Here is a 26,537-nt window from a genome sequence, read left to right on the forward strand (position 1 = left end):
TCATCGCGAGAAAGCTTTGCTCCCACCAGGCTTGGTTCCCACAGGCTTCTTGCTGTCCAGCCGGCGCAAATGGCACGTCACCTCTTCACGGTCGTGGTACAGCTGCTTGCACCCGATCTCCACCTTGATCCCCCGGGCCTTGAAGCCATCGGCAATGCGTTCGAGCAGGCGTTTCACTTCGGCATAACGCTGCTTCATCGGCAGCTTGAGGTTGACCACTGCCTCGCGACAATGGCCCTCGCCGATCCACTCCTCCAGCATCGCCGCATTGCGCGCCGGCTTCTCGACGATGTCACAGACCATCCAATCCACCGGCTGCCTGGGCTTGAAGGTAAAACCATCCGCCATCAGGTGTTGCACCAGACCGGTGTCCATCAGGCTTTCGGCCATCGGGCCGTTGTCGATGGCGGTCACCAGCATGCCCCGATTCACCAGTTGCCAGGTCCAACCACCCGGCGCGGCCCCCAGGTCGACGCCGGTCATGTCACTGTGCAGGCGCTCGTCCCACTCTTCCCGTGGAATGAAGTGATGCCAGGCCTCTTCGAGCTTGAGGGTCGAGCGGCTCGGTGCTTCCCGAGGGAACTTCAGGCGGGGTATCCCCATTGGCCACATCGCCGAGTTGTCCGCTTCCGCCAGCCCCAGGAACACTTCACGGCCACTTTTGAACGTCAGCAGCAGGCGCGGCTGGTGCGGATCATCCACCAATTTGCCGGCGCCGGTCAGCGCCTGGCGCAGCGGGCCTTCGAATTTCTTGCAGAAATTCGACAGTTCCTTGCCATCGTTGGTGTCGACCACCTCCAGCCACAAACTGCCGCAGACCGGAAACTGCGCCATGTGGGACAGGATGACGCTGATACGGTCGGTTTCCGGCAAGTCAATGAAGGTGCCACGGGCCCATTGGCGCGGAAAAATCAGGCCGGCGAAACGCTGGCCACGCATCAACCGCTCGGCACCGTCCTCTTCGGTGCAAACGAATTCAGCGCAGGCACTGGCCGGCTTGGCCTTGGCATAACCGGCCACATTGAGTCTGGCGGCGTGTTCGGCGATCTCGGAACAGACCTCGCCTTCGAAGCCCGGGCGGCAGTGCATGAAAAGCGTGTTCATTGAAACTCCGTAGCAAAGCCTGTCACGAAAATCGGCGCATGATAGCGGACTTCGGAACCCCGAACCTGCCCATAGAGTCCAGTGATTAGTCATACGCTCGAAACAGGGCTAGGTTAAAGGCTCTGTCCGTCCCGTCAGTCCGTAACCGTGCGGACTCAAAGGAGTGATTTCAATGCCATCCCTCGATAGCCTGAAAACCCTTAAAACATTGCAGGTCGACGCCAAGGTCTACCACTATTTCAGCCTGCCGGATGCCGCCCGCAGCCTCGGTGATCTGGACAAGCTGCCCATGTCCCTGAAAGTGCTGCTGGAAAACCTGCTGCGCTGGGAAGATGAAAAAACCGTCACCGGCACCGACCTCAAGGCGCTGGCCGGGTGGCTGAAAGAACGTCGTTCCGACCGCGAGATCCAATACCGCCCGGCACGAGTGCTGATGCAAGACTTCACCGGTGTCCCGGCCGTGGTCGACCTGGCCGCCATGCGCGCCGCCGTGGAAAAGGCCGGCGGCGATCCCCAGCGGATCAACCCGCTGTCGCCGGTGGACCTGGTGATCGACCACTCGGTGATGGTGGACAAGTTCGCCAGCCGCCAGGCGTTCGAGCAGAACGTCGACATCGAGATGCAGCGCAACGGCGAACGCTACGCCTTCCTGCGCTGGGGCCAGAGCGCCTTCGCCAATTTCAGCGTGGTGCCGCCGGGCACCGGGATCTGCCACCAGGTCAACCTCGAATACCTGGGGCGCACCGTGTGGACCAAGGAGGAAGATGGCCGCACTTATGCTTTCCCCGATACGCTGGTGGGCACCGACTCCCACACCACCATGATCAATGGCCTGGGTGTGCTGGGCTGGGGCGTCGGAGGGATCGAGGCGGAAGCGGCCATGCTGGGCCAGCCGGTGTCGATGCTGATTCCCGAGGTCATCGGCTTCAAGCTCACCGGCAAGCTGCGCGAGGGCATTACTGCCACCGATCTGGTCCTCACCGTCACACAGATGCTGCGCAAGAAAGGCGTAGTGGGCAAATTCGTCGAGTTCTATGGCGATGGCCTCGCCGACCTGCCCCTGGCCGACCGCGCCACCATTGCCAACATGGCCCCGGAATACGGCGCCACGTGCGGCTTCTTTCCGGTGGACGACGTCACCCTGGATTACCTGCGCCTGTCTGGACGCCCGGCGGAAACGGTGAAACTGGTAGAGGCCTATTGCAAAGCCCAGGGCTTGTGGCGCTTGCCTGGCAAGGAACCGGTGTTCACCGACACCCTGGAGCTGGACATGGGCAGCGTCGAAGCCAGCCTGGCCGGGCCGAAACGCCCACAGGACCGGGTTTCACTGCCCAATGTCGGCCAGGCGTTCAGCGACTTCCTGGGGCTGCAGGTCAAGCCCACCAGCAAGGAAGAAGGTCGCCTGGAAAGCGAAGGCGGCGGTGGCGTGGCGGTGGGCAATGCCGATCAGGTGGGTGAGGCCGAGTACGAGTTCGAAGGCCATACGCATCGCCTGAAAAACGGTGCGGTGGTGATCGCGGCCATTACCTCCTGCACCAACACCTCCAACCCCAGTGTGATGATGGCCGCCGGGCTGCTGGCGAAAAAAGCCGTGGAAAAAGGCCTGACCCGCAAGCCCTGGGTCAAGAGCTCCCTGGCCCCGGGCTCCAAGGTGGTGACCGATTACTACCAGGCCGCCGGCCTGACCGAGTACCTGGATCAACTGGGCTTTGCCCTGGTGGGCTACGGCTGCACTACCTGTATCGGTAACTCCGGCCCCTTGCCGGACCCGATCGAAAAAGCCATCCAGAAAGCCGACCTGACCGTGGCCTCGGTGCTGTCGGGCAACCGCAACTTCGAGGGCCGCGTGCATCCGCTGGTCAAGACCAACTGGCTGGCCTCGCCGCCCCTGGTGGTGGCCTATGCCCTGGCCGGCACGGTGCGTATCGACATCAGCAGCGAACCGCTGGGCAATGACCGCGACGGCCATCCGGTGTACCTGCGGGACATCTGGCCCAGCAGCAAGGAAGTCGCCGACGCCGTGGCCCAGGTAGACACTGGCATGTTCCACAAGGAATACGCTGCCGTGTTCGCCGGTGACGAGCAATGGCAAGCCATCGAGGTGCCGCAAGCGGCGACTTACGTCTGGCAGGCGGACTCGACCTATATCCAGCACCCGCCCTTCTTCGACGGCATCGACGGACCTCCACCGGCCATTCGTAACATCGAAGGCGCCCGGGTACTGGCCCTGCTCGGTGATTCGGTCACCACCGACCACATCTCCCCGGCCGGCAATATCAAGGCCGACAGTCCGGCCGGGCGATACCTGCGCGAACAGGGCGTGGAGCCCCGGGATTTCAACTCCTATGGCTCAAGGCGCGGTAATCATCAGGTGATGATGCGTGGCACGTTCGCCAATATCCGGATCCGCAACGAAATGCTCGGCGGCGAGGAAGGCGGCAACACGATCTACATTCCCAGCGGCGAAAGAATGCCGATCTACGACGCCGCCATGTTGTATCAGGCCAAGGGCACGCCGCTGGTGGTGATCGCGGGACAGGAATACGGCACCGGCTCCAGTCGGGACTGGGCGGCCAAGGGTACCAACCTGTTGGGGGTCAAGGCGGTGATCGCCGAAAGCTTCGAGCGCATCCACCGCTCCAACCTCGTGGGCATGGGCGTATTGCCGTTGCAATTCAAGCTCGATCAGAACCGCAAGAGCCTGAACCTGTCCGGCAAGGAAACCCTGGATATCCTCGGCCTGAACGACGTCGAACTGACGCCGCGGATGAACCTGCCACTGGTCATCACCCGCGAGGACGGTAGCCAGGAGCGGATCGAGGTGTTGTGTCGGATCGATACCTTGAATGAAGTGGAATATTTCAAGGCGGGCGGGATCCTGCACTATGTCCTGCGGCAATTGATTGCCGGTTAACGCGTAATCCCTGTGGGAGCGGGCTTGCTCGCGAAGGCAGTCGGTCTGTTGTTGCTGCATTGACTGGACCAGCGCTTTCGCGAGCAGGCCCGCTCCCACAGCCCTGTTCATGACTGAAGAGTATCAATCACAAGATCAATCACCGCTTTTTGTATCGCTCCGCTTATACTCTCCCCCGCCGGCACTCAAGGATCTGAGTCAGCTGGCTGATTTTCCACGCCTACGCATGAATCTGCATGGATACAAATATGTGCTCTTTGCGCGACATGGCAACGTCGTAGACGCGCCGGCCATTTTCGCCAAAGCTTCACAGCCTTAAAAGGATGTTATATGCCTGCTCTGCCCTGGCCCTACCTGGCCTTCCTGTCCGTTGGCTATTGCCTGGCCCTGGCCTACGGAAAGCTGGCCTGGACCGCCGCCATCTCAATCGCACTGTTGCTACTGGCCGGTTATGCAGTCCGCCAGCGGCAGATACCGGTCGGCCGGTTTCTCGGTCACGCTCTTTTCCTCGTCCTAGCCCTGGCACTGGCCCTGCACTGGATGCCGGGCTTTTTCAACGGACGGGCGATCCCGGCCCATCGCCTGACCGATGACGCAGCACCGTTTGCCATGTATTTGAATCAGGACAAGCCGCTGATCGGTTTCTGGCTGTTGCTGGCGTGTCCATGGATCGTCGGCCGGCGCCCGTTTGGCCTATCGATCCTGGCCACGGCCCTGGGTCTGACGCTGAGCGCGATATTGGCCCTGGGTGGGGCGATCGTGCTGGGGATGATCCACTGGGCACCGAAGTGGCCGGACCATGCATGGCTCTGGATCGCCAACAACCTTTTACTGGTGACAGTAGTGGAGGAAGCGCTGTTTCGTGGCTACATTCAAGGCAGCCTGAGCCGGCGCTTCAGTCATCTGGCCCATGGTGACAACCTGGCGTTGCTCCTGGCCTCGCTGCTGTTCGGCCTGGTACACGCCGGCGCGGGTTGGCAATGGGTGCTGCTGTCCGGCCTGGCGGGGATCGGCTACGGCCTTGCCTATCGCTTCGGCGGCCTGGGCGCGGCAATTGCCACCCACTTCGGCCTCAACCTGCTTCATTTCGCCTTGTTTACCTACCCGATGCTGGCGTGATACCGACGGGGAAAATAACTTCAATAAAAACCCGACGTTGCCGACAACCTTTCAAAGCCTTGCGGATTAGCACACGATGCGTAACAACCAACCCGTCACACAACGCGAAAGGACCTTCCCGGCCCAGCAACGATTGATCTCCACCACCAATGCCAAGGGCGTGATCACCTACTGCAACGACGCGTTCGTTGAAATCAGCGGGTTTTCCAAGGAAGAACTGATTGGTTCGCCTCACAACCTGGTGCGCCACCCCGACGTCCCGTCGGCCGTGTTCGCCCATATGTGGAATACCCTGAAACAAGGCTTGCCATGGATGGGCATCGTCAAGAATCGCTGCAAGAGCGGCGATCACTACTGGGTCAACGCCTACGTCACTCCGGTGTTCGAAGGCAACCAGGTGGTCGGCTACGAGTCGGTTCGGGTCAAGCCCAGCGCCGAGCAGATCGCCCGAGCCGAAGCCCTCTACCAGCGCATCAACCAAGGCAAGTCGGCAATCCCCCGTAGCGATAAGTGGGTGCCCCTGCTCCAGGACTGGCTGCCGTTCATCCTGGTCAGCCAGTTGAGCTTCATCGTGGGCGCCTTCCTAGATTCCTCCTGGGGTTTTGCCCTGGCCGCCCTGCTGTCGGTACCCCTGGGGTTGATGGGCCTGCAATGGCAGCAACGCGGGATCAAGCGCCTGCTGCGCCTGGCCGAGCAGACTACGTCCGACCCGCTGATCGCCCGGATGTACACCGACAGCCGTGGCGTCCAGGCACGCCTGGAGATGTCGATCCTCAGCCAGGAGGCTCGCCTGAAAACCTGCCTGACCCGTCTGCAGGACACCGCCGAGCACCTCAACGAGCAGGCGCGACAGTCCAACACCCTGGCGCACAACAGCTCCAGCGGCCTGGAACGCCAGCGCGTGGAAACCGAACAGGTGGCCACGGCGGTCAACCAGATGGCCGCCACCACCCAGGAAGTCGCCAGCCACGTGCAACGCACGGCCGACGCCACCCAGGAAGCCAACCGCCTGACCGGTCGCGGACGCGACATCGCCGGGGAAACCCGCGAGGCCATCGAACGCCTGTCCGTGGTGGTGGGCGAAACCGGCCAGACCGTGACCCAACTGGCCAAGGACAGCGACGAGATCGGCGGCGTGGTGGACGTGATCAAAGGCATCGCCGACCAGACCAACCTGCTGGCGCTCAACGCCGCCATCGAAGCGGCCCGTGCCGGCGAGATGGGCCGCGGCTTTGCCGTGGTGGCCGATGAAGTCCGGCAACTGGCGCAACGCACCAGCGAATCCACCGGGCAGATCCACGCCCTGATCGCCAAGCTCCAGCAAACCGCCACCAATGCCGTGCAGACCATGGACGCCGGCCATCGCCAGGCCGAAGAAGGCGTGGCGCGGGTGATGGAAGCGGACGCAGCGCTGGTGGGCATCAGCGAAGCGGTGGCCAACATCACCGACATGACCACCCAGATCGCTGCCGCCACAGAGGAACAGAGCTCGGTGGCCGAGGAGATCAGCCGCAACATCAGCAACATCTCGGAACTGGCCGACCAGACCTCGGGACAGGCTCACAGCTCGGCGTTACTGAGCGAAGAACTGACCCGTACGGCCAACACCCAGTACTCCTTGGTGGAGCGGTTCAACCGCTGACCGATGCCTGCTCGATAAAAAACCCGGACAGCGACAGCTTCCGGGTTTTTTATTGCCTGTCCTGGCCCCATCGCGAGCAGGCTCGCTCCCACATTTGGAATGCAATTCCCTGTGGGAGCGAGCCTGCTCGCGATGAGGCCCGCCCAATCACCTCACACCTGAAAAAGAAATCCCGACACGCCCAGCGCCGCTGCCTCGAGATGCTGCTCATGACTAAACCCTGAAGCTTTCAGCGGCTTCAAATCATGATCCCCCGCCGCCAACCACATCACCTCGATGGCAGGTGATAAGACATACCCTCGCACGGTCTCACGATTGCCCAATGCATCGCGCTCGCCCTGGACGATCAAGGTCCGGGTCTTCAACCCGGCCAAATGCTCGACCCGTGGTTTCTCCGGCTTGCCCGCCGCATAAAACGGATAGCCCAGGCACACCAACGCGTCCCCCCCCAGCTCGTCGGCGAGCAGGCTGGCCATCCGCCCGCCCATGGACTTGCCGCCGATGGCCAGCCGACCAGCGACATAAGGCCGCACCGTGGCGTACACCTCACGCCAGCATTCCAGCAGCCTGGGGGCCGGGTTGGGTGGTCGTTTGCCACCGTCCAGGCGCCGTTGGGCCATGTAGGGAAATTCGAAACGCAGCACGTTGACCCCATGCGCAGCAAGGCGCGCGGCCATTTCGTTCATGAAGCCGCTGTCCATCGGCGCACCGGCACCGTGGGCAAGAATCAAGGTGGGCGCCCCGGCACCGGCGCCCGATTGCGCGGCCGTCCACAGCCAGCCATGTTGCGCCACGCACCGCGCCCATTGATCCCCGTCAATACTGGCCTTGTGCTGTTTGTCCATGCTTGCCTCGCTTTCAGTCTGCCTATAACTCCAGGCGAAGATGCCGCGCTGCCTTGCGCAGGCGGGCTCTTCGGCTGAACCGTGGATGGGGAACCATGAACACTTCTATCAGTACCGCCTACAACTACAAGGTGGTCCGCCAATTCGCCATTATGACGGTGGTGTGGGGCATCGTCGGCATGGGGCTCGGGGTTTTTCTCGCCGCCCAATTGGTCTGGCCGCAGCTCAACTTCGATTTGCCCTGGACCAGCTTCGGTCGCCTGCGCCCGTTGCACACCAACGCGGTGATCTTCGCGTTCGGTGGCTGCGCCCTGTTCGCCAGCTCGTTCTATTCGGTACAACGCACCTGCCAGACCCAGCTGTTTGCGCCGAAAATCGCTGCGTTCTGCTTCTGGGGCTGGCAACTGGTGATCCTGCTGGCGGCCATCAGCCTGCCTCTGGGCTACACCAGTTCCAAGGAGTACGCCGAGCTGGAATGGCCGATCGACATCCTGATCACCATCGTCTGGGTCGCCTACGCCATTGTGTTCTTCGGCACTGTCGCCAAGCGCACCACCAAGCACATCTACGTGGGCAACTGGTTCTTCGGCGGCTTCATCCTGACCGTGGCGATCCTGCACATCGTCAACAACCTGGAACTGCCGGTGAGCTTCACCAAATCCTACTCGGTGTACGCCGGGGCCACGGACGCGATGGTGCAATGGTGGTACGGGCACAACGCCGTAGGCTTTTTCCTCACCGCAGGCTTTTTGGGGATGATGTACTACTTCGTGCCGAAACAGGCCGAGCGTCCGGTGTATTCCTATCGCTTGTCCATCGTGCATTTCTGGGCGCTGATCACCTTATATATCTGGGCCGGCCCCCACCACCTGCACTACACCGCGCTGCCGGACTGGGCGCAGTCCCTGGGCATGGTGATGTCGCTGATCCTGCTGGCACCCAGCTGGGGCGGCATGATCAACGGCATGATGACCCTCTCGGGCGCCTGGCATAAGTTGCGCAGCGACCCGATCCTGCGCTTCCTGGTGGTGTCCCTGGCGTTCTACGGCATGTCGACCTTCGAAGGCCCGATGATGGCGATCAAGACCGTCAACGCCCTCTCCCACTACACCGACTGGACCATCGGCCACGTCCACGCCGGCGCACTCGGCTGGGTGGCGATGATTTCCATCGGCGCGCTGTATCACATGATCCCGAAAGTCTTCGGCCGGCCACAGATGCATAGCATCGGCCTGATCAACGCGCACTTCTGGCTCGCGACCATCGGCACCGTGCTCTACATCGCTTCGATGTGGGTCAACGGTATCGCCCAGGGCCTGATGTGGCGCGCGGTGAACGAGGACGGCACCTTGACCTACTCCTTCGTCGAAACCCTGGCGGCCAGCCACCCCGGCTTCATCGTGCGGCTGGTGGGCGGAGCGATCTTCCTCAGCGGCATGCTGCTGATGGCCTACAACACCTGGCGCACCGTGCGGGCCTACCAGCCTGCCGAAGCCGCCGCTGCCGCGCAGATGGCTTGAGGAGTCCGCCATGAAACACGAAACAATCGAGAAAAACGTCGGCCTGCTGATGCTGCTGATGGTGCTGGCCGTGAGCGTCGGCGGCCTGACCCAGATCGTGCCGCTGTTCTTCCAGGACGTGACCAACAAACCGGTGGATGGCATGAAGCCCTACACCGCCCTGCAACTGGAAGGCCGCGACATCTACATCCGCGAAGGTTGCGTCGGCTGCCATTCCCAGATGATCCGCCCGTTCCGCGCCGAGACCGAGCGCTACGGCCACTACTCGGTAGCCGGCGAAAGCGTCTGGGACCATCCGTTCCTGTGGGGCTCCAAGCGCACCGGGCCGGACCTGGCCCGGGTCGGCGCGCGCTACTCCGACGACTGGCACCGCGCGCACTTGTACAACCCGCGCAACGTCGTGCCCGAGTCGAAGATGCCGGCCTATCCGTGGCTGGTAACCCAGGCGGTGGACAGCAGCCACACCGAAACCAAGCTGCGCGCCATGCGCACCCTCGGCGTGCCCTACACCGATGACGACATCGCCGGCAGTGTGGCCTCGCTCAAGGGCAAGACCGAAATGGACGCACTGGTGGCCTACCTGCAAGTGCTCGGCACTGCCATCAAGAGCAAGAGGTGAGCCCCATGTTTCTTGAAATGAGCACTGGAATGATCCGCGGCCTGGGCACGGTCGTGGTGTTCGTGGCCTTCATCGGCCTGCTCCTGTGGGCTTTCAGCAGCAAGCGCGGCCCGGAGTTCGCCGAGGCGCGCCTGCTGCCGTTCGCTGACGAACCACCCGCCGACATCGCCAATCCCCAAGACCCTGCAACAAGGAGTACCCGGCCATGACCACCTTCTGGAGTACGTGGATCTGCGTACTGACCCTCGGCAGCCTGATCGGCCTGACCTGGCTGTTGATCGGTACCCGCAAGGGCGAGACCAAGGGCAGCGTCGACCAGACCATGGGCCACAGCTTCGATGGCATCGAGGAGTACGACAACCCGCTGCCGCAGTGGTGGTTCCTGTTGTTCGCCGGCACCCTGGTGTTTTCCGTCGGTTACCTGATCCTTTACCCGGGCCTGGGCAATTGGAAAGGCATCCTGCCTGGCTATGAAAACGGCTGGACCGGCGCCCATGAATGGGAAAAGGAAATGGCCAAGGCCGACGCCAGGTTCGGGCCGATCTTCGCCAAGTTCGCCGCGATGCCCGTGGAAGAAGTCGCCAAGGACCCGCAGGCCTTGAAAATGGGCGGCCGCCTGTTCGCCTCCAACTGCTCGGTCTGCCACGGCTCGGACGCCAAGGGCGCCTTCGGCTTCCCCAACCTGACCGACAACAATTGGCGCTGGGGCGGCGCGGCCGACACCATCAAGACCACCATCCTGGGGGGGCGCATGGCGGCGATGCCGGCCTGGGGCGAAATACTGGGGGATGCCGGGGTCAAGAACGTAGCAGCGTATGTACGTCACGACCTGGCCGGCCTGTCGCTGCCAGCTGACAGCGGCGCCGACCTGGAAGCCGGCAAACAGACGTTCAGCACCACCTGCACCGCCTGTCACGGCGCCAACGGCCAAGGCACCGAAGCCATGGGCGCGCCGAACCTGACGCAACCGGCGGGCTTCATCTACGGCACCAGCCTGGCGCAGTTGCAGCAAACCATTCGCCATGGCCGCCAGGGCCAGATGCCGGCGCAAAACGAACTGCTCGGCAATGACAAGGTGCAACTGCTCGCGGCTTACGTCTACAGCCTGTCCCACCCTGCCGGTGCCGAGCGCCTGCAAGCCGAACGCAAAAGCGAATAAATCCTGCCCCCATGAACAGCCGCATCCATCGGATGCGGCGACTCCATGCCTGCGCGCGACGCATTGTCGCACCCTCCCAAGGTCTTTCTTTCGGTTCCTCGGAATCGGGTCTAAGCTTGCCTCTGCGTGTACTGGCGACTGCCGGTTTCAGGTCGACCCGACCCGATGTGTTCGACAATCGTTCGACAAAAACGCCGTAAAGACAGGCAGATACCGGCTGTGACGACAATGGCCCGGTGTCACCCGAACGCCGGCTTTGAACACACCCCGTTACAACCGACCTGACCCCCTCGCCTCATTCCTTCGGCGCGACACTTTGTCGAGGGCCCATTTTGTCCTTACGCGGCGCATGGAAAGGCCGCAGAATCAGCTTTTGAAAGCATTGACCCAGGTCATGGCGCGTTGCAATGACCCCCCGCTTTCTCCATACTTGCGGCCGATTTTTATCCTAATAAAACACCCAAACCGTGGAACCTTAGAATGAGCACAGCAATCAGTCCGACTGCTTATAACTATAAGGTAGTCCGCCAGTTCGCCATCATGACGGTGGTCTGGGGGATCCTTGGCATGGGGCTCGGTGTCTTCATCGCCTCGCAACTGGTCTGGCCGGAGTTGAACTTCGATCTGCCATGGACGACCTTTGGACGCCTGCGCCCGCTGCACACCAACCTGGTGATCTTCGCCTTCGGTGGTTGTGCATTGTTTGCCACTTCCTACTACGTCGTGCAGCGAACCTGCCAGACGCGACTGATCTCCGACAGCCTCGCGGCCTTCACCTTCTGGGGTTGGCAAGCGGTCATCGTCGGCGCGATCGTGACCTTGCCCATGGGTTTGACCACCACCAAGGAATACGCGGAACTGGAATGGCCCCTGGCTATTCTGCTGGCCATCGTCTGGGTGACCTACGGCCTGGTGTTCTTCGGCACCATCGTCAAGCGCAAGACCAAGCACATCTACGTCGGTAACTGGTTCTACGGTGCCTTCATCGTCGTGACGGCGATGCTGCACATCGTCAACCACATGTCGCTGCCGGTCAGCCTGTTCAAGTCGTACTCGGCCTACTCGGGCGCGACCGACGCGATGATCCAGTGGTGGTACGGCCACAACGCCGTGGGCTTCTTCCTGACCACCGGCTTCCTGGGGATGATGTACTACTTCGTGCCGAAACAGGCCGAGCGTCCGATCTACTCCTATCGCCTGTCCATCGTCCACTTCTGGGCGCTGATCACCCTGTACATCTGGGCCGGTCCGCACCACCTGCACTATACCGCGCTGCCGGACTGGGCGCAGTCCCTGGGCATGGCCATGTCGATCATCCTGCTGGCGCCAAGCTGGGGCGGCATGATCAACGGCATGATGACCCTCTCGGGCGCCTGGCATAAGCTGCGCACCGACCCGATCCTGCGCTTCCTGGTGGTATCCCTGGCGTTCTACGGCATGTCGACCTTCGAAGGCCCGATGATGGCCATCAAGACCGTCAACTCCCTGAGCCACTACACCGACTGGACCATCGGCCACGTCCACGCCGGCGCGCTCGGCTGGGTAGCGATGATTTCCATCGGCGCCATCTACCACATGATCCCGAAACTGTTCGGTCGTGCGCAGATGCACAGTACTCCCCTGATCAACGCGCACTTCTGGCTCGCGACCATCGGTACCGTGCTCTACATCGCTTCCATGTGGGTCAACGGCATCACCCAGGGCCTGATGTGGCGTGCGATCAACGACGACGGCACTCTGACCTACTCGTTCGTCGAAGCGCTGCAAGCCAGCCACCCTGGCTACATCGTCCGTGCCCTGGGCGGCGCGTTCTTCGCCAGCGGCATGCTGTTCATGGCCTACAACGTGTATCGCACCGTTCGTGCTTCTGACCCGGCTGAAGCTGAAGCCGCCGCCAAGATCGCCGTAGTTGGAGCTCACTGATGAAGCACGAAGCAGTAGAGAAGAATATCGGCCTGCTGGCCTTCTTCATGGTCATCGCCGTGAGTATCGGCGGCCTGACCCAGATCGTTCCGCTGTTCTTCCAGGACGTGACCAACAAGCCGGTCGAAGGCATGAAGCCGCGTACCGCCCTTGAACTGGAAGGCCGCGACATCTACATCGCCAACGGCTGTGTCGGCTGCCACTCGCAGATGATCCGTCCGTTCCGCGCCGAGACCGAACGCTACGGCCACTACTCGGTCGCTGGCGAAAGCGTCTGGGACCACCCATTCCTGTGGGGTTCCAAGCGTACCGGTCCGGACCTGGCCCGCGTTGGCGGTCGTTACTCCGATGACTGGCACCGTGCGCACTTGTACAACCCGCGCAACGTGGTACCCGAGTCGAAAATGCCGGCCTACCCGTTCCTCGTGGAAAACAAGCTCGACGGCAAGGACACCGCGAAAAAAATGGAAGTCCTGCGTACCCTGGGCGTGCCTTACACCGACGAAGACATCGCCGGCGCCAAGGATGCCGTGAAAGGCAAGACCGAAATGGACGCGCTGGTGGCCTATCTGCAAGGCCTGGGCACCATCATCAAAAGCAAACGGTGATTCTTAATGGATATCGGGATGATTCGCGGCCTGGGCACCGTCGTCGTGATGGTGGCTTTTATCGGTCTGGCCCTGTGGGTGTTCAGCCCCAAGCGCAAGTCGGAGTTTGACGACGCGACCTTGCTGCCGTTCGCGGATGATCCCGAAGCCATCAAGCACGTCGAGCAAGCTTCTAGGAGTAACAAAGAATGACAACGTTCTGGAGTCTGTACGTCACAGTCCTCAGCCTGGGAACGATCTTCTCCCTGACCTGGCTGCTGCTGTCGACCCGCAAGGGCCAGCGCAGCGAGGCCACCGAAGAGACGGTTGGCCATTCCTTCGACGGGATCGAGGAATACGACAACCCGCTGCCGAAATGGTGGTTCATGCTGTTCGTGGGCACCATCGTGTTCGCCCTCGGCTACCTGGTGCTCTACCCGGGTCTGGGCAACTGGAAAGGCCTGCTGCCAGGCTATAACTACCTGGATACCGAAAAGCAGACCGCGTTCGCCAACGGCCAGACCGGCTGGACCGGCGTGCATGAGTGGGAAAAGGAAATGGCGCGCTCGGATGCCAAGTTCGGTCCGATCTTCGCCAAGTTCGCCTCCATGCCGATCGAAGAAGTTGCCAAGGACCCGCAAGCCCTGAAGATGGGTGGCCGTCTGTTCGCCTCCAACTGCTCGGTCTGCCACGGTTCCGACGCCAAGGGTGCCTACGGCTTCCCTAACCTGACCGACGCCGACTGGCGCTGGGGCGGTGAGCCAGAAACCATCAAGACCACCATCATGGGCGGTCGTCATGCCGTGATGCCGGGCTGGGCTGCCGTGGTCGGCGAGCAAGGTGTCGCCGACGTGGCGTCGTACCTGGTGACCAGCCTGCACGGTCGCAAACTGCCGGAAGGCGCCAAGGCCGATCCGGCCAACGGCCAGAAAATCTTCGCTGCCAACTGCGTGGCCTGCCACGGTCCGGCAGGCCAGGGTACTCCCGCCATGGGCGCACCCAACCTGACGCACCCGGCCGCGTTCATCTACGGTTCGAGCTTCGCTCAACTGCAGCAGACCATCCGCTACGGTCGCCAGGGCCAGATGCCTGCCCAGGCCGACCTGCAAGGCAACGACAAGGTCCACCTGCTGGCCGCCTATGTCTACAGCCTGTCCCACGGCGAAAAGGCTCCGGCCGCTGACGCCCAGTAAGGCTTGCGCCTGATACACGAAAGGCCCCGTCAATGCACATTGACGGGGCCTTTTTCATGGCCGGTCCGATAGGGCGCAGCCGTTTCTCTTGCCGCCAATCAGTCAAGGTAGTAACGTGCCTACATCAACTTCAATGAGGGCATGCCCATGTCCATCACTACCATGTCCAGCCGCGAATTCAACCACGACACAAGTGGTGCCAAAAAAGCGACCCGCGAAGGGCCCGTCATCATCACCGACCGTGGCAAGCCGGCTCATGTGCTGCTAAGCATTGAGGAGTACCAGAAACTGACCGGCATCGGCGCCAGCATTGTCGAGCTGCTGGTCATGCCCGATGCGCCAGATATCGATTTCGACACCGAGCGCGCCGTCATCACTCCTCGAGCGGTAGACCTGTCCTGATGTATTTACTCGATACCAATGTCATTTCGGAATTGCGCAAACCCCAGGCCGACAGAAACGTGCAGGCCTGGGCCCGCAGCGTAGCCGCGCCCAGCCTGTATGTTTCGGCGATTACCGTATTGGAACTGGAAACCGGCGTGTTGCGCTTCGAACGCAAGGACCCGAGCCAGGGAAGCCGCCTGCGGGCCTGGCTGGACAACCACGTCCTGCCCGCCTTTGCCGGCAGGATCCTGGCGGTGGACCGCGCCGTGGCGCTGCGCTGCGCCCGGCTGCACGTACCTGATCGCAGCAACGAATGCGACGCGCTGATCGCTGCCACGGCGCTGATCCATGGCCTGACCGTGGTCACCCGCAACGTAGCGGACTTCGAGGCCAGCGGGGTTACGTTGCTCAACCCGTGGATGGCCTGACTACGCGGTGCGGCTGGCCGGGATGAAAAACCGGCCGATTGCCTGATGCGTCCGAAGCTGATCAAATGCCCGGTGCGCACGGAGACGCGGGCCATGACTGACAAGGAGAAGATGCAATGGAAGGCATCACAACGCTTGAACCGATAGAAGCCGGCGGCTCCCACTGCACGGGCAACGTGCATGTCTGACGCGCTCTGGGCCGCTCGCCTGGGCGATGCGCTGGATCACACCTCGATGATGGCCGACATCCTCGGCGGTGTGCTGGAAGTGGCGGCCAACATCGCGATCACGGCCGTCGCCACCGCTGCCGTGGTTGCGGCCACGGGCATCACGGTCGCGACCGGCGGCCTCGGTTGCTTCCTGCTCGGCGCCGTGGTCGGCGCGGTCGTCGGCCTCGCCATGAGCAAGACCGGCGCCGACAAGGGCCTGAGCAATATTTGCGAGGGCATCGGCAACGCCCTCTTTCCGCCCACGGTGCAGGCCAACATCCTCACCGGTTCCACCGACACCCTGACCAACAACATTCCCGCCGCCCGCGCCGCCGGGGCCATCGAATCCCATGTCGCACCGGCCGGCACCGAGCTGGAAGCGCCCGAGCCCAGCTACCTGGACATGGCCGAGAGTTTCTTCTCGCAGATGTGGCGGCCCACCGTCGCCACACCCGCCCCCGGTGCCGTGCCCAAGCCGCTGGACATGATCACCTGCCTGAAGCATCCGCCGATGCCGCCGCAGTTCCTGGCCGAAGGCTCGGACAAGGTCACCATCAACGGCCAGCCCGCCGTGCGCAGCGGCGACCGCAGTACCTGCGAAGCCAAGGTGGTGTCGTCCGGGCTGATTTCCCCCGACGTGACCATCGGCGGCGGCACCGTGGTGGTACGCGAGATTCGCAGCGGCAAGACGCCGGGCGTGGGCCTGGCAGTAACGGCCCTCTTGATGCTCAAGGGCAGCAAGGGCAAGTTCTTCAGCAAGCTGCCATGCATGCTGGCCGGCGCAGCGGCGTCGATGGCGGTCAGCAGTGCCATGGGCGCGGCGGCCAACGCGGCCATGGGCTCGTCGAACCCGGTGCATGCGGCGACCGGGGCCAAGGTCCTGGGCGGCGATGAAGAGCTGGATTTCGTACTGCCGGGGATTCAGCCGATCGATTGGCAGCGCTTCTATAACAGCCGTGACGAGCGCGGCGAAGGGCTGTTCGGCGTCGGCTGGAGCGTGCCCTACGAGGTGTGCGTCGAGATCCGGCCTCACCCCGAGGGCGGCGAGACCCTGGTCTACACCGACGAACAGAGCCGCCCCATCGACATGGGCTCAATCCCCTTGGGCGGTGCGGTGTTCAGCGCCGGCGAAGGCCTCGCCGTGCGGCGCCATGCCAACGGGCAATTGCTGATCGAAAGCGCGGACGGCCCGTATCGCCTGTTCGAACCGGCGCCAGGAAATGCGGCTTTGCTGCGCCTGAACCAGTTGGGCGACCGCAACGACAACCGCATCCACCTCGACTACGACGAAACCGGGCGCCTGGTACGACTGCGCGACGCTTTCGACCTGGTACAGGTCGAGCTGGCTTACGAACGTGAACGTGTCAGCCAGATCGAACGCCTGTACCCCGACCAGCAACGGGAAGTGCTGGTCAGCTACGGCTATGACGCGACGGGCAACCTGACCGAAGTACGCGACGCCACCGGCCAGGTGCAACGACGCTTCGCCTACGACGCGGGCCGGCGCATGGTGGAGCACCAGTTGCCCACGGGCCTGCAGTGCTTCTACGACTGGGCCTTGATCGAGGACCAGGAATGGCGCGTGGTCCGACACTGGACCGATGAGGGCGATGCCTACCAGTTCGACTATGACCTCATGGCCGGCATCACCCGCATCAGCGATAGCTTGCAGCGGGTCAGCACCCGCCACTGGAACAGCCAGCACCAGATCACCCAATTCACCGACACGCTCGGCCAGACCTGGTCGTTCGAGTGGAACGACGAGCGCCAGATGCTGGCCGCCACCGACCCACAGGGCGGGCACTACACCTACAGCTACGACGAAGCCGGCAACCTGATCAGCGAAACCGACCCGCTGGGTCGCAGCGAATCCACCCTCTGGCTCGAACACTGGGCCCTGCCGCAGGTGGACACCGACGCCGCCGGCCACAGCTGGACGTACCGCTACGATCAGCGCGGCAACTGCATCGCCGAAACCGATCCGCTGGGCCATGTCACCCGCTACCGCTACGACGCCCACGGCCAGGTCATCGAAATCATCGACGCCACCGGCAAGAGCAAGAAGCTGCGCTGGAACCCGTTCGGACAACTGGTGGAGCATGTCGACTGCTCGGGTTACCCGACGCGGTTCAGCTACGACCATCGGGGCTATCTGCAGACCATCACCGACGCCCTCGGCGAGCGCACCCAGTTCAGCTACGACGCCCAAGGTCGCTTGCTCGGCAGCCAATTGCCGGACGGCCGCAGCGAGCTTTACCAGCGTGACGTCGCCGGCCAGTTGACCGGCTACACCGACCCGGCCGGACACACAACTCTTTACCAGCACAACCGCCGCGGCCAGGTCCGGCAGCGAACCGACGCCCAGGGCCGGCAGGTGCAGTTTGCTTACGACAGCTATGGGCGACTGCAGGCGCTGGTCAATGAGAATGGTGAACGCTATCGGTTTGCCTGGGATGCTGGCGACCGCTTGGTCGAACAGCAGGACCTGGACGGCAGCGCCAAGCGTTACGCCTACGACCGGTTGGACAACGTCGCCGCCGTGACAGCCGTTCCGGCCCCTCACGGCACCGGCCTGGCGGTGGTCCCCGAAGCGCCACCGCCGCCCATCGTCCATCGACTGGAGCGCGACGCCGTGGGCCGGCTGATCGCCAAGGTCACCGACGATGGCCGCACCGACTACACCTACGACCCGCTGGACCAGCTCACCGCCGTCACCTTCACCGACCACCAGGGCAATGCCCAACGCCTGAGCTTCGCCTACGATGCCCTCGGCCAACTGTTGGCCGAAGACAGCGCCGCCGGCAGCCTGCAACACCACTACGACGAACTCGGTAACCTGATCCAGACCCAACTGCCCGATGGCCGCTGGCTCAACCGGCTGTACTACGGCAGCGGCCACCTGCACCAGATCAACCTCGACGGCCAAGTCATCAGCGACTTCGAACGCGACCGCCTGCACCGTGAAGTGCTGCGCACCCAAGGCCAGATCAGCACCCGCAGCGAATATGACCGCAGCGGCCGCCTTCGCTCGCGCCAACGCCGCCACACCAGCCAACCGTCGCTCCTGCCGGCAACGGTGCAAAAACACTTCGAGTACGACCCCGCCGGCAACCTGATCGGCAAACTCGACCAGCAACCGGCCGCACAGCACCGCCAATTGCTGCACTACGACACCACCGGCCGCATTATCGCCAGCCAGGACAGCCTTCACGGCCAACGCGAAACCTTTATCTACGACGCCGCCGCTAACCTGCTGGACGGCACGCAAGCCGGTGCCGGCCGGGTGGTGCATAACAAATTGCTGACGTATGAGGACAAGCGGTACCGCTACGACGCCTTTGGCCGGGTGATCGAAAAACGCAGCGCAAAACGCGGCCTGCAACGCTTTGCCTACGATGCCGAAAGTCGCCTGATCGAAGTGCGCAACGAAAACGGCAGCATTGTGCGCATGACCTACGACCCCCTGGGCCGACGTATCGTCAAGAACGAGCATGACAATAACGGTTATCCGCTCGGTGAAACCCGCTTCACCTGGGACGGCCTGCGCCTGTTGCAGGAGCATCGCCACCAGCAGAGCAGCCTGTACCTCTACGACGATAACAGCTACGAACCCCTGGCCCGCGTCGATGGCACCGGCCCACTGCAAAAGGTCCGCTACTACCACATCGACCTCAACGGCCTGCCGGAACAGCTCACCGAGGCCGACGGGCACAGCGTCTGGCAGGCGACCTATCGTGTCTGGGGCAACACGCTGGAAGAGGTGCGCGAGCCGTATTACATCGAAGAGCAGAACCTGCGGTTCCAGGGGCAGTACCTGGACCGGGAGACGGGGCTGCATTTCAATACGTTCAGGTTTTATGATCCGGATGTCGGAAGGTTTACGACGCCGGATCCGATTGGGTTAGCGGGGGGAATCAATTTCTATGTCTACGCGCCAAACCCCGCCAGTTATGTCGATCCATTAGGCTTAAGCTGTGCAACGGCGAAAGGCTTCGCCAGAAAAAACACGATCACTAAAAGATGGGTTGGGAAACTGTCCGGTAAAACCCCCGCCGATGTTGATGGATACCTGACAGCCCGAGGCTGGACAAAAAACTATCCCCAGGCAGGCAGACCTGATGCTATCCAACACGTTCAATATGTTCGCACCACAAAATCCGGAGCCACCTACAAACTTGACTACCATCCAGGTGGTAGCCCCACCCAGCCCAATATTCACGGCAATGACTATTGGAAAGTGTACAAATCCAACAAAGCCGGAGAAGATGTCGTATTCGGCCGAATTGGCCACGGCGACTTTAAAAATTACGACCTTATCAAAGACTCCCCTGTCTATGTAAACGGTACACTGATGAACGGATCATAAAATGATTGATTTTAGAGCAGAGATAAAATCAAAACATTCCGCAGCCAATATATTGCTTGGGGAAAACATTTCAATCTACACCAATGAGCTGTATGAAAAACACAAAGTCGAAGTAAAACTCTACAACCTGCCCAATAACGAAACGAGAACAGCCTACGTGGTAGATAACACCATCACTATCTCGACACTTCCCGACGGAAAAATTTTCTCCATTGGTTGCAATACCCACTACAAGGGACTGTATAGAGATGCACTTTCTACAGGCATGTCGTTTGGTCAAATAAAAAATCTCACCGAGCGCCAAAGAATCTTCAACGGCTCACTTATCCTCAATGAGGACTTCGGCTTTTCTTACGTATTACCTTCCCCCTATGATGAAATCGCTGACAGTATTGAAGACATACCACCAGACTTGACGCTAGATGAAATTTACATCTCTGACTTTTCTTCATGGCTTGGTGGTCAGCGATAATGTTAGCGGCATCATTACTGGCATTTACGGTAGCGGGCAGACTGCACAGCGGTTAGAGGCCACGGCTATGTCAGCAGACATTCATACTATCTTTTGAAGGCAAGCATCGGTATGCGACTTACGTGAACGGATGAAGACGGCGAATTCTCAGATTGGTAAAGGACGCCCGGCAGCTAAATGGACCTGTTCAACCTTCTTTCCTACAAACTTGAAAACTTCCTGAACGCCCGCCCTTACCCCAAGGCGCTGGGCGCCATTTTCTATGAAGAAGACGAGCCCTTATTACTCCGAGTCGTGGCCAGGAGAAGCAACGGCTCAGCCTTCAGCGTGAGCCGTTGGCACGACTTGTTTTCAGCAAGCGCTTTCGAAAAATCCATGGCGAAAATCGGATTCACGGAATCGGATTGCTATGCCCTGCTCCTGGTCCTGTCACGCCTTGGCTACCTGCTCGAGATCGACAACCGCCAACGAACCAACAAAGACTATTTTGTTTTCTTCTACTTGATCCAGTTGATCAGCTTGAAGAACAGCCCGATCGATTCCAATGCACAACTCAGAAACCACATGTTCAGGTTCCTGCTTTTCGAGTTGAGCATCGACGACGAGGTGTATCGTCGGTTCAGCATCGAGGGTTATCAGTTGATGATGGCGACCGATGCCTTGGGGCCTGTGCCTTTTCTGGAGATCATCGATCTGGTTTACAAGGCAATCAAGGCGGACGCCAGGAAAGAGCATGAGCTGCTGAGCCATTTGAAAAGCTATCAGACAGCCGTTATCCGATTACTGACCGAAGCTGACGGAGACACTTACCGCTTCAAGCTCAATGATCGCCACAGCGAACTCATGTACCCCGACCTTTTTCTGAATACCTATGCCCAGAACAGGCGGTGGGTACTCAACGCTGTGATCGATACGCTCAATCCACTCCAATCAACGGAAAACCTGTTCGTCTCGAACATGATTCTGATGAACTACTCCTTCCACATACTGAAAAACCGGCCTCGTGAAATCCTGAAACTGAAGAAATACGTCAATGATGAGGTGCTGTTCGGCAAATTGCTGGAGGCCATCATCCTGCGTCGTATGACCGTCACCAAAGCGCTGTTCGAAAAGATTCCTACGGGTCATGATCTGACCTCGATCAATAACGATTCAGCGTCGTTCTATAACATCCTGTATAGCCACTAGCTCCCCCGCCACCTAGTGCAGCCTCAGGCGTTGCCTGCATTCACCGCTGGCGGCAAAACCAAAGGGACCAGCAACGCCCATGGACTGTCTATAGTCAATTGATCTGGGTCATGACTTGTTACATCCGCTACACCATTCGCCCCTTGCGCCCAACGCGACCAAAGGTCGCACCCTTGGGCTAGAGCGACAGGCGTATCATTGGGCCATTGCAGCACCCTTTCTGACCGTGGTCGGCACGCACTGGCCTCGGCACTTTTCCACTGCCGTGGGATGCATTTGATGAGCAATCAGATTCCGGTACATGACGTTACCCCGCCTGCCAAGGATGCCAACAAGAGCGTCGACTTGTATGCCTCTCGGGAAAAAATCTACACCCGAGCCTTCACCGGTCTGTTCCGCAACCTGCGGATGGTCGGCGGAGCCTTTTTGTTCCTCCTGTACTTCGGTACCGTCTGGTTGAACTGGGGCGGTCATCAGGCCGTCTGGTGGAACCTGCCGGAACGCAAATTCTTTATTTTTGGCGCGACCTTCTGGCCCCAGGATTTCATCCTGTTGTCCGGACTGCTGATCATCGCCGCTTTCGGCCTGTTCTTCATTACGGTGTACGCCGGTCGGGTGTGGTGCGGCTATACCTGCCCGCAGAGCGTGTGGACCTGGATCTTCATGTGGTGCGAAAAAGTCACCGAAGGCGACCGCAACCAGCGCATCAAGCTGGACAAGGCGCCCATGGGGGCCAACAAATTCCTGCGCAAATTCGCCAAGCACAGCCTCTGGCTGCTGATCGGTTTCGTCACCGGCATGACCTTCGTCGGCTACTTCACGCCGATCCGCGAGCTGGTGTTCGAGTTCTTTACCGGTGAGGCCGACGGCTGGTCGTATTTCTGGGTCGGTTTCTTCACCCTCGCCACCTATGGTAACGCCGGCTGGCTGCGCGAGCAGGTGTGCATCTACATGTGCCCTTACGCCCGCTTCCAGAGCGTGATGTTCGACAAGGACACGCTGATCGTGTCCTATGACCCACGTCGCGGCGAAGGCCGTGGCCCTCGCAAGAAAGGCATCGACTACAAGGCCTTGGGCCTGGGGGACTGCATCGATTGCACCATGTGCGTCCAGGTCTGCCCCACCGGCATCGATATCCGCGACGGCCTGCAGATCGAGTGCATCGGCTGCGCCGCCTGCATCGATGCCTGCGACAACATCATGGACAAGATGGATTACCCTCGCGGCCTGATCAGCTACACCACCGAACACAACCTGTCCGGGCAGAAAACCCATAAACTGCGCCCGCGCCTGATCGGCTATGCCCTGGTGCTGCTGGCGATGATCAGCTTGTTGGTGACGGCGTTCTTCATGCGCTCGCTGGTGGGTTTCGACGTCAGCAAGGACCGCGTGCTGTTCCGCGAAAACGCCGAAGGCCGGATCGAGAACGTCTACAGCCTGAAGATCATGAACAAGGACCAGCGCGATCACACCTATGTGCTGGAAGCCACCGGCCTGCCTGACTTGAAGCTGCAAGGCCGACGGGAAATCAAGGTCGCGGCCGGCGATATCTTCAGCCAGCCAGTGGAGTTGTCCAGTGCACCGGACCAGCTGCCGTCGAGCACCAACGAGGTGACCTTCATCCTCAAGGATGCCGATGACGACAGCGTTCATGTCGAAGCCAAGAGCCGGTTCATCGGCCCACAAATTCGTTGAGAGAACTGAACATGCCTGCAGCAACCGCCACCAGCCCTTGGTACAAGCACCTCTGGCCGTGGATCATTATCGGGATCCTGACCTGCTCGGTGACCTTGAGCCTGACGATGGTGACCATTGCAGTGAAGAATCCGGACAACCTGGTCAACGACAACTATTACGAAGCCGGCAAGGGCATCAACCGCTCGCTGGAGCGCGAACTGCTGGCCCAGACCCTGCAGTTGCATGCCAACGTGCAGATGGATGATGTCACTGGCGAGGTGGACCTGCGCCTGAGCGGCAACAGCCGGCCGCAGACCCTGGAACTGAGCCTGATTTCTCCGACCCAGCCGGAGAAGGACCGCAAGATCGTCCTGACCCGCAACGACAGCGAGCCGGGGCGGTACATCGGCCAGTTGACGGACAAGATCGAAGGCCGGCGCTTTGTCGAATTGCTGGGCATGGAGAACGACAAGACCTGGCGACTGTTCGAAGAGGAACAGGTCAACCACGACCAGGCCATCCTGCTGGGCGATGAGCCGCTGCAAGGTGCTGAAGACCTGAAGAAGTAGGCCGTCTTTCTGTCGTTCTGATTGTTCCCACGCTCCGCGTGGGAACACAGCCCGGGACGCTCCGCGTCCTCCCGCAAGCGTGACGCGGAGCGTCACAGGATGCGTTCCCACGCAGAGCATGGGAACGATCATTGGACAACGTCTGTGAAAACGCAATGACTACGCCCCTGCCCTGCTACCACTGCGCCCTGCCCGTCCCTCCCGGCAGCCGCTTCATCGCCGTTGTCCTGGGTGAAACCCGTGAGTTCTGCTGCCCGGGTTGCCAGGCGGTGGCCGAGGCGATTGTCGCTGGCGGCCTGGAGAGTTATTACCAGCATCGCAGCGAAGCATCGGCCAACCCCGAAACCCTGCCTGTCCAATTGACCGATGAACTGGCGTTGTACGACCGCCCCGACGTGCAGCAATCGTTCGTGCGCCACGAAGGCGAGCTGGCCGAAACCACCCTGTTGATGGAAGGCATCAGTTGCGCCGCCTGTGGCTGGTTGATCGAAAAACAATTGCGTGGCCTGCCGGGCGTGGCCGAAGCGCGATTGAACCTGTCCAATCATCGCCTGCAGGTGCGTTGGGCCGACGCTGAACTGCCGTTGAGCACCCTGCTCGCCGAATTGCGCCAGATCGGCTACGTTGCCCACCCGTACCAGGCCGACCAGGCCAGCGAGCAACTGGCCGCGCAAAACCGCCTGGCCCTGCGCCAGCTCGGCGTGGCCGGGCTGCTGTGGTTCCAGGCCATGATGGCAACCATGGCGACATGGCCGGAATTCAATATCGATCTGAGCCCGGAGATGCACACCATCCTGCGCTGGGTCGCGCTGTTTCTCACCACCCCTATCGTGTTCTATAGCTGCGCGCCCTTCTTCAAAGGCGCGATGCGTGACCTGCGCACCCGCCACCTGACCATGGACGTTTCCGTGTCCCTGGCGATCGGCAGTGCTTACATCGCCGGGATCTGGACCTCTGTCACCGGCGTGGGCGAGCTGTATTTCGATGCCGTGGGCATGTTCGCGCTGTTCCTGCTGGCCGGCCGCTACCTGGAGCGACGGGCCAGAGAGCGCACCGCTGCGGCCACCGCGCAACTGGTCAATCTGTTGCCGGCCTCATGCCTGCGCCTGGCAAGCGACGGCCAGAGCGAACGCATCCTGCTCAGCGAGTTGCGTACCGGCGACCGGGTCCTGGTGCATCCAGGGTCGGTCCTGCCGGCCGACGGCAGGATCCTCGACGGCCAGTCCAGCATCGACGAGTCCCTGCTGACCGGTGAATACCTGCCGCAAACCCGCCAAGTGGGCGATGCGGTTACCGCGGGCACGTTGAACGTCGAAGGCGCCTTGACCGTCGAGGTGCAGGCATTGGGGCAAGACACCCGATTGTCCGCCATCGTGCGGCTGCTGGAGCGAGCCCAGGCCGAAAAGCCGCGACTGGCGGAAGTCGCCGACCGGGCAGCCCAATGGTTCCTGCTGCTCTCCCTGGTCGCCGTTGCCGCCATCGGCCTGTTGTGGTGGCAGCTGGATGCATCCCGCGCCTTCTGGATTGTCCTGTCGATGCTGGTCGCCACCTGTCCTTGCGCGCTGTCCCTTGCTACGCCAACCGCCCTCACTGCCGCCACCGGCACCCTGCACAAGCTCGGTCTGCTGCTGACCCGGGGTCATGTGCTGGAAGGCCTGAACCAGATCGATACGGTGATTTTCGACAAGACCGGCACCCTCACCGAAGGTCGCCTGGCCTTGCGCGCCATTCGCCCCCTGGCAGGCCTCGACGGCGACCAGTGCCTGGCGCTGGCCGCCGCCTTGGAAAACCGCTCCGAACACCCCATCGCACGGGCTTTTGGCCGCGCGCCGCTGGCCGCCGAGCAGGTACAGAGTACACCCGGGCTGGGGCTGGAGGGCCAAGTCGGCGAACAGCGCCTGCGCATCGGCCAACCCGGCTTTGTCTGCGAATTGAGCTGCGCGGCAATACCGCCGATGCCGGACGAGCCCGGCCAATGGCTGCTGTTGGGCGATACCGGCGGGCCCTTGGCCTGGTTCGTCCTCGACGACCGCCTGCGCGCCGACGCCCCGGCCTTGCTGGCGGCTTGCAAGGCGCGCGGCTGGCGAACACTCCTGCTGTCGGGCGACAGTTCGCCAATGGTTGCCAGTGTCGCCGCCGAACTGGGCATCGACGAGGCACGGGGCGGACTGCGCCCGGACGACAAACTGGCGGTGCTGCAGCAGTTGCACCAGCAAGGCCGCAAGGTGCTGATGCTCGGCGATGGGGTCAACGATGTGCCGGTGCTGGCGGCAGCGGACATCAGTGTGGCCATGGGCTCGGCCACCGACCTGGCCAAGACCAGCGCCGACGCGGTGTTGCTGTCCAACCGTCTCGATGCCCTGATCCACGCCTTCAACCTGGCCCGGCGCACCCGTCGGGTGATCATCGAGAATCTGGTGTGGGCGGCGCTGTACAATGGCCTCATGTTGCCGTTCGCCGCCCTCGGCTGGATTACCCCGGTGTGGGCCGCCGTCGGCATGTCCATCAGTTCGTTGACCGTGGTGTTGAATGCGCTGAGGCTGACTCGCCAGCCCAAGCTGCAGGTTTTCGACGCCGCGCCCGATACCCGCCCGCTGCCGGCCTGAGCCGCGCGGGCCT

At 61.6% G+C, this 26,537-nt stretch carries 21 protein-coding genes; 19 read left to right on the forward strand and 2 right to left on the reverse strand.

The window, feature by feature from the left end; all coding sequences use genetic code 11:
• Entirely contained in the window at positions 1-1,104 is a 1,104-nt protein-coding gene (gene rlmM, locus ACODTO_RS11045; RefSeq protein WP_489106426.1) for a 23S rRNA (cytidine(2498)-2'-O)-methyltransferase RlmM, read from the reverse strand.
• A 172-nt stretch (positions 1,105-1,276) separates the two neighbouring features.
• On the opposite strand from rlmM, the gene acnA reads away from it, so the two are divergent.
• The 3 genes from acnA (at position 1,277) to ACODTO_RS11060 (ending at position 6,779) form a co-directional block, all read left to right on the forward strand.
• On the forward strand, positions 1,277-4,018 hold the full coding sequence (acnA, locus tag ACODTO_RS11050; RefSeq protein ID WP_175364237.1) for an aconitate hydratase AcnA: 2,742 nt from the start codon (positions 1,277-1,279) through the stop codon (positions 4,016-4,018).
• A 330-nt stretch (positions 4,019-4,348) separates the two neighbouring features.
• Positions 4,349-5,137, forward strand: a complete 789-nt coding sequence (locus ACODTO_RS11055; RefSeq protein ID WP_464710939.1) for a CPBP family intramembrane glutamic endopeptidase — start codon at positions 4,349-4,351, stop codon at positions 5,135-5,137.
• 76 nt (positions 5,138-5,213) lie between these two features.
• Positions 5,214-6,779 (forward strand): methyl-accepting chemotaxis protein, encoded by a 1,566-nt coding sequence (locus ACODTO_RS11060; protein ID WP_139648834.1) that lies wholly within the window; start codon positions 5,214-5,216, stop codon positions 6,777-6,779.
• Between the two features lie 152 nt (positions 6,780-6,931).
• On the opposite strand, the gene ACODTO_RS11065 is transcribed toward ACODTO_RS11060, so the two are convergent.
• A complete protein-coding gene (locus tag ACODTO_RS11065) occupies positions 6,932-7,624 on the reverse strand; it encodes an alpha/beta family hydrolase (RefSeq protein ID WP_489106427.1) in 693 nt (230 codons plus the stop codon).
• 95 nt (positions 7,625-7,719) lie between these two features.
• Here ACODTO_RS11065 and ccoN (ACODTO_RS11070) point away from each other — a divergent pair, with 95 nt between their 5' ends.
• From ccoN (ACODTO_RS11070) to ACODTO_RS11145, 16 genes are all read left to right on the forward strand, one after another.
• Entirely contained in the window at positions 7,720-9,144 is a 1,425-nt protein-coding gene (gene ccoN / locus ACODTO_RS11070; RefSeq protein ID WP_175364233.1) for a cytochrome-c oxidase, cbb3-type subunit I, read from the forward strand.
• Positions 9,145-9,154: 10 nt separating this feature from the next.
• Entirely contained in the window at positions 9,155-9,763 is a 609-nt protein-coding gene (ccoO, locus tag ACODTO_RS11075; RefSeq protein ID WP_489106428.1) for a cytochrome-c oxidase, cbb3-type subunit II, read from the forward strand.
• A 5-nt stretch (positions 9,764-9,768) separates the two neighbouring features.
• Positions 9,769-9,972 (forward strand): cbb3-type cytochrome oxidase subunit 3, encoded by a 204-nt coding sequence (locus ACODTO_RS11080; protein ID WP_139648840.1) that lies wholly within the window; start codon positions 9,769-9,771, stop codon positions 9,970-9,972.
• Positions 9,969-10,922, forward strand: coding sequence for a cytochrome-c oxidase, cbb3-type subunit III (gene ccoP, locus ACODTO_RS11085; protein ID WP_139648842.1), 954 nt, complete (start codon positions 9,969-9,971; stop codon positions 10,920-10,922). Before ACODTO_RS11080 ends, ccoP (ACODTO_RS11085) begins: the two co-directional genes overlap by 4 nt.
• A 480-nt stretch (positions 10,923-11,402) precedes the next feature.
• Entirely contained in the window at positions 11,403-12,845 is a 1,443-nt protein-coding gene (ccoN, locus tag ACODTO_RS11090; protein ID WP_047703838.1) for a cytochrome-c oxidase, cbb3-type subunit I, read from the forward strand.
• On the forward strand, positions 12,845-13,453 hold the full coding sequence (gene ccoO / locus ACODTO_RS11095) for a cytochrome-c oxidase, cbb3-type subunit II (protein WP_003199605.1): 609 nt from the start codon (positions 12,845-12,847) through the stop codon (positions 13,451-13,453). The genes ccoN (ACODTO_RS11090) and ccoO (ACODTO_RS11095) overlap by 1 nt, the downstream gene beginning before the upstream one ends.
• Positions 13,454-13,459: 6 nt before the next feature.
• Complete coding sequence (locus ACODTO_RS11100) at positions 13,460-13,645, forward strand: CcoQ/FixQ family Cbb3-type cytochrome c oxidase assembly chaperone (RefSeq protein ID WP_003183474.1); 186 nt, start codon at positions 13,460-13,462, stop codon at positions 13,643-13,645.
• Positions 13,642-14,625, forward strand: coding sequence for a cytochrome-c oxidase, cbb3-type subunit III (ccoP, locus tag ACODTO_RS11105; protein WP_139648844.1), 984 nt, complete (start codon positions 13,642-13,644; stop codon positions 14,623-14,625). The genes ACODTO_RS11100 and ccoP (ACODTO_RS11105) overlap by 4 nt, the downstream gene beginning before the upstream one ends.
• A gap of 147 nt (positions 14,626-14,772) precedes the next feature.
• Positions 14,773-15,027 carry a type II toxin-antitoxin system Phd/YefM family antitoxin gene (locus ACODTO_RS11110; protein WP_024777889.1) on the forward strand — a complete coding sequence of 85 codons (255 nt, stop codon included), beginning with the start codon at positions 14,773-14,775 and terminating at the stop codon, positions 15,025-15,027.
• Positions 15,027-15,437, forward strand: a complete 411-nt coding sequence (locus ACODTO_RS11115) for a type II toxin-antitoxin system VapC family toxin (RefSeq protein WP_139648846.1) — start codon at positions 15,027-15,029, stop codon at positions 15,435-15,437. Before ACODTO_RS11110 ends, ACODTO_RS11115 begins: the two co-directional genes overlap by 1 nt.
• Before the next feature lie 180 nt (positions 15,438-15,617).
• Positions 15,618-20,012 carry an RHS repeat-associated core domain-containing protein gene (locus ACODTO_RS11120; protein ID WP_489106429.1) on the forward strand — a complete coding sequence of 1,465 codons (4,395 nt, stop codon included), beginning with the start codon at positions 15,618-15,620 and terminating at the stop codon, positions 20,010-20,012.
• Between the two features lies 1 nt (position 20,013).
• Positions 20,014-20,484: a hypothetical protein gene (locus tag ACODTO_RS11125; RefSeq protein ID WP_139648848.1), complete on the forward strand. Its 471-nt coding sequence runs from the start codon at positions 20,014-20,016 to the stop codon at positions 20,482-20,484.
• A 177-nt stretch (positions 20,485-20,661) separates the two neighbouring features.
• Complete coding sequence (locus tag ACODTO_RS11130) at positions 20,662-21,672, forward strand: hypothetical protein (protein ID WP_139648850.1); 1,011 nt, start codon at positions 20,662-20,664, stop codon at positions 21,670-21,672.
• Between the two features lie 279 nt (positions 21,673-21,951).
• Positions 21,952-23,367: a cytochrome c oxidase accessory protein CcoG gene (gene ccoG / locus ACODTO_RS11135; protein ID WP_139648852.1), complete on the forward strand. Its 1,416-nt coding sequence runs from the start codon at positions 21,952-21,954 to the stop codon at positions 23,365-23,367.
• Between the two features lie 11 nt (positions 23,368-23,378).
• Positions 23,379-23,918: a FixH family protein gene (locus ACODTO_RS11140; RefSeq protein ID WP_139648854.1), complete on the forward strand. Its 540-nt coding sequence runs from the start codon at positions 23,379-23,381 to the stop codon at positions 23,916-23,918.
• Positions 23,919-24,073: 155 nt separating this feature from the next.
• On the forward strand, positions 24,074-26,524 hold the full coding sequence (locus ACODTO_RS11145; RefSeq protein ID WP_139648856.1) for a heavy metal translocating P-type ATPase: 2,451 nt from the start codon (positions 24,074-24,076) through the stop codon (positions 26,522-26,524).
• Positions 26,525-26,537 lie beyond the last annotated feature (13 nt).

It is taken from the genome of Pseudomonas sp. FG13, assembly GCF_057809755.1.